The sequence below is a fragment of the Streptomyces sp. PA03-6a genome (assembly GCF_033792765.1).
Taxonomy (GTDB): Bacteria; Actinomycetota; Actinomycetes; order Streptomycetales; family Streptomycetaceae; genus Actinacidiphila.
This window is the reverse complement of the sequence record NZ_JARAVK010000486.1, coordinates 1-3005: the sequence shown is the minus strand read 5'-3', so window position 1 is coordinate 3005 and position 3005 is coordinate 1. Positions and strand designations below refer to the sequence as shown.

At 75.4% G+C, this 3005-nt stretch carries 3 protein-coding genes; 1 reads left to right on the top strand and 2 read right to left on the bottom strand.

The annotated features are described in order from the left end of the window. Nucleotides 1–1452, top strand: a 1452-nt coding sequence (locus tag PV350_RS45830) for a pyridoxal phosphate-dependent decarboxylase family protein (RefSeq protein WP_500339221.1), incomplete at its 5' end; no start/stop codon positions are given. Between the two features lie 315 nt (nucleotides 1453–1767). On the opposite strand, the gene PV350_RS45825 is transcribed toward PV350_RS45830, so the two are convergent. Both PV350_RS45825 and PV350_RS45820 read right to left on the bottom strand, forming a co-directional pair. Then, on the bottom strand, nucleotides 1768–2736 hold the full coding sequence (locus PV350_RS45825; protein ID WP_499510985.1) for a pirin family protein: 969 nt from the start codon (nucleotides 2734–2736) through the stop codon (nucleotides 1768–1770). A 7-nt stretch (nucleotides 2737–2743) separates the two neighbouring features. Continuing rightward, nucleotides 2744–3005 (bottom strand): AtuA-related protein (locus PV350_RS45820; protein ID WP_500339220.1); only part of this gene is annotated, 262 nt, incomplete at its 5' end.

Here is a 3005-nt window from a genome sequence, read left to right as displayed (position 1 = left end):
GCCCTCCCCCAGGGCAGCCCCGCCGCCGAGGTGCTGGCGCAGTTGCGTGAGCTGCGCGCGGACGACGCCCCCACCCGCGGCGGCCGCACCTTCGCGTACGTCTACGACTCCGGGCTGTCCGGCGTGGACGAGCTGGCCGCCTCGGCGTACGCGGCGTTCGCCACCGTCAACGGGCTGGACATGACGGTCTTCCCCAGCGTCGCCCGGCTGGAGAACGACCTGATCGCCGCCGCCGTGGCACTGCTGGGCACGCCCGGTGCCCAGGGCACCTTCACCAGCGGCGGCACCGAGTCGATCCTGCTGGCCGTGAAGACCGCCCGGGACCACGCCCGCACGGTGCGCGCGGTGACGGCGCCGCAGCTGGTCCTGCCCTCCACCGCGCACGCCGCCTTCCACAAGGCCGCCGCCTACCTGGGCCTGGAGACCGTGGTGGTGCCGGTGGACCGGGCCACGCTACGGGCCGACGCGGCGGCGGTGGCGGCCGCGATCACCGACCGCACGGCGCTGGTGGTGGCCTCGGCGCCCTCCTACGCCCACGGGGTGGTCGACCCGGTCGCGGAGATCGCCGCAGCGGCGGCCGGCCGCGGCGTGCTCTGCCACGTCGACGCGTGCATCGGCGGCTGGCTGCTGCCCTACCTTCGGCGCGCCGGGCGGGACGTGCCGCCCTTCGACCTGTCGGTGCCCGGGGTGACCTCGCTCTCGGTGGACCTGCACAAGTACGGCTACGCCGACAAGGGCGCCTCCGTGGTGCTCTACCGGGACGCCGAACTGCGCCGCCACCAGTACTTCGCGCACGCGGGCTGGCCGGGCTACCCCGTGGTCAACCCCACCGTGCAGGGCACCAAGTCGGCCGGGCTGCTGGCCCAGGCGTGGGCCGTGCAGCGGCACATCGGCGAGGACGGCTACCGCGCGCTGGCCGAGCGCACCGCCGCGGCCGCCGACCGGCTGCTGCCGGGGCTGCGCGCCGTCGAGGGCGTGCGGGTGCTGGGCGATCCCCAGGCCGGGCTCGTCGCGTTCACGCTGCTCGGCGCCGACGGCACGCCGGACCTGAGCCTGCTGCTCCACCTCGCCGACGAGATGCGCGAACGCGGCTGGTACCTGCAGCCGCAGCTGTCCTTCGACGGGCTGCCGCCCAATCTGCACCTGACCCTGACCCCCGCGGCGGCCGGTCTGGTGGACGTGCTCCTCACCGACCTGGACGCGGCGTCGAAGGCGGCCCGCGCCCTGGACCCGGTGACGGTGGACCCGGCGGTCGCGCAGTTCGCGGCGGAACTCGACCCGGTCACCCTGGGGCCGGAGGAGGTGGAGGCGGTACTGACCTTCGCCGGCATGGGCGGCGGCACCGGGCTGCCACGCCGGATGGCCCCGGTACTCGCGCTGCTCGACGTACTGCCCGTACCGCTCAAGGAACGGCTGCTGACGGAGTTCGTCGGGGCGGTCTTCCGCGTCTGACGGCGCGGGACCCCCGAAGCCTCGCGGCCGGACCTCGGGAATCCGAACGCCGGCCAAGAGGCCTGCCCCGGCGGGCGAGTTCACGCGACCGCACGCCTCGGCGCGGCTCATGCAACCGGCCAGGGAGACGCCAGGGGACGCAGGGCACGCGGTCGGCACGGCGCTGACGCGTCGCCGGGTCCTCCAAGGCGGTCGCGGCGGCCACCGCCGCGCGGGCCGCGAGGGCGGCACGGGAGCGGCGCGGCCGGTCAGAGCCTCCACGAACCGGACGCCGCCCAGGAGCTCGGCCACGGAACCGGCTCGCCGCGCGGCGCTTCAGCGTTCGCGGCCGCGGGGCTTGAGGGGGGTCGCGGGGAGCTCCGGGGCCAGGAGGAGGTCGCCGTCGTAGCCGTGCACGGTGCCGAAGGCGCCGCCGGTGTTCCACTCCTCGCGGGCGTGGGCGATCTCCTCGCCGTCGCGGGCGACGAAGTTCCACCACATGACGAGCTTCTCCTCGAACGGCTCGCCGCCGAGCAGCATCAGGCCCGCGTCGACGTCCGCGCGCAGCGGCAGTCCGGTGCGGCCGCAGCCCAGGTAGAGCATCGAACCGGCCTCGACGGGCACGCCGTCGACGTCGGCCCGGCCGGACATCGACAGCACCGCGTACTCGAAGTCCCGCTCCAGCGGCAGCGTCACGTCGGTGCCCGCGGCGAGGGCGAGGTCGGCGCCGACGAGGGGCGTGTGCACGGTGCCGGGCGAGGCCGCGCCGTCCACCTCGCCGAGGATCACGGTGGCGGTGAGCCCCCGGCCGCCGTGCAGCACGGGCAGGTCGGCGTGGTGCTCGAAGGCGGGCTCGCGGTGCCGGGCCGTGTCCGGGAGGGCGACCCACAACTGGGCGCCGTGCAGGAGGCGGGCGTGCTCGCGCGGGGACTCCTCCGAGTGCGCGATGCCGCGGCCCGAGGTCATCAGGCCCAGTTCCCTCGGCCGCACGGTCTGCAGGCTGCCGAGGGTGTCGCGGTGCAGCACCTCGCCCTCGTGGAGCCAGCTGACGGTCTGCAGCCCGATGTGCGGGTGCGGGGGCACCTGCATGCCGGGCTGGTCGGCGATGTCGTCGGGACCGTAGTGGTCGACGAAGCACCAGGCGCCGACCATGCGGCGGCCGAGGTTGGGCAGCAGACGGCGTACGACGCTGCTCTCGCCGAGCGGCACGAGGCGTCCGGTGAGCAGGTCGTGGACGGGTTTCGCGGACACGTCCGCACGCCCGCCGCACGTGGCGGGCGCGGGATGGAGGTCGAGGTTGCTCATGGCGCGATCATGCCTCGCGGCGCTGCCCGGGTACGAGGACCGCGGGGATGTCGGCCTCCAGCCCGCGCAGGTACTCGCCGAGCCCCTTGGCCTGCGGGTCGGGGCGGGTGGAGGCTGCGACGCCGTCGCCGAGCAGGCCGTGGACGACGAAGTTCAGGGCGCGCAGGTTGGGCAGCTCGTAGCGGCTGACGGCGAGTTTGGCGGTCTCCGGGAGCAGGGCGCGCAGCCGTTCGACGTCCAGCCAGTCGCGCAGCCAGCCGTAGGCGGCG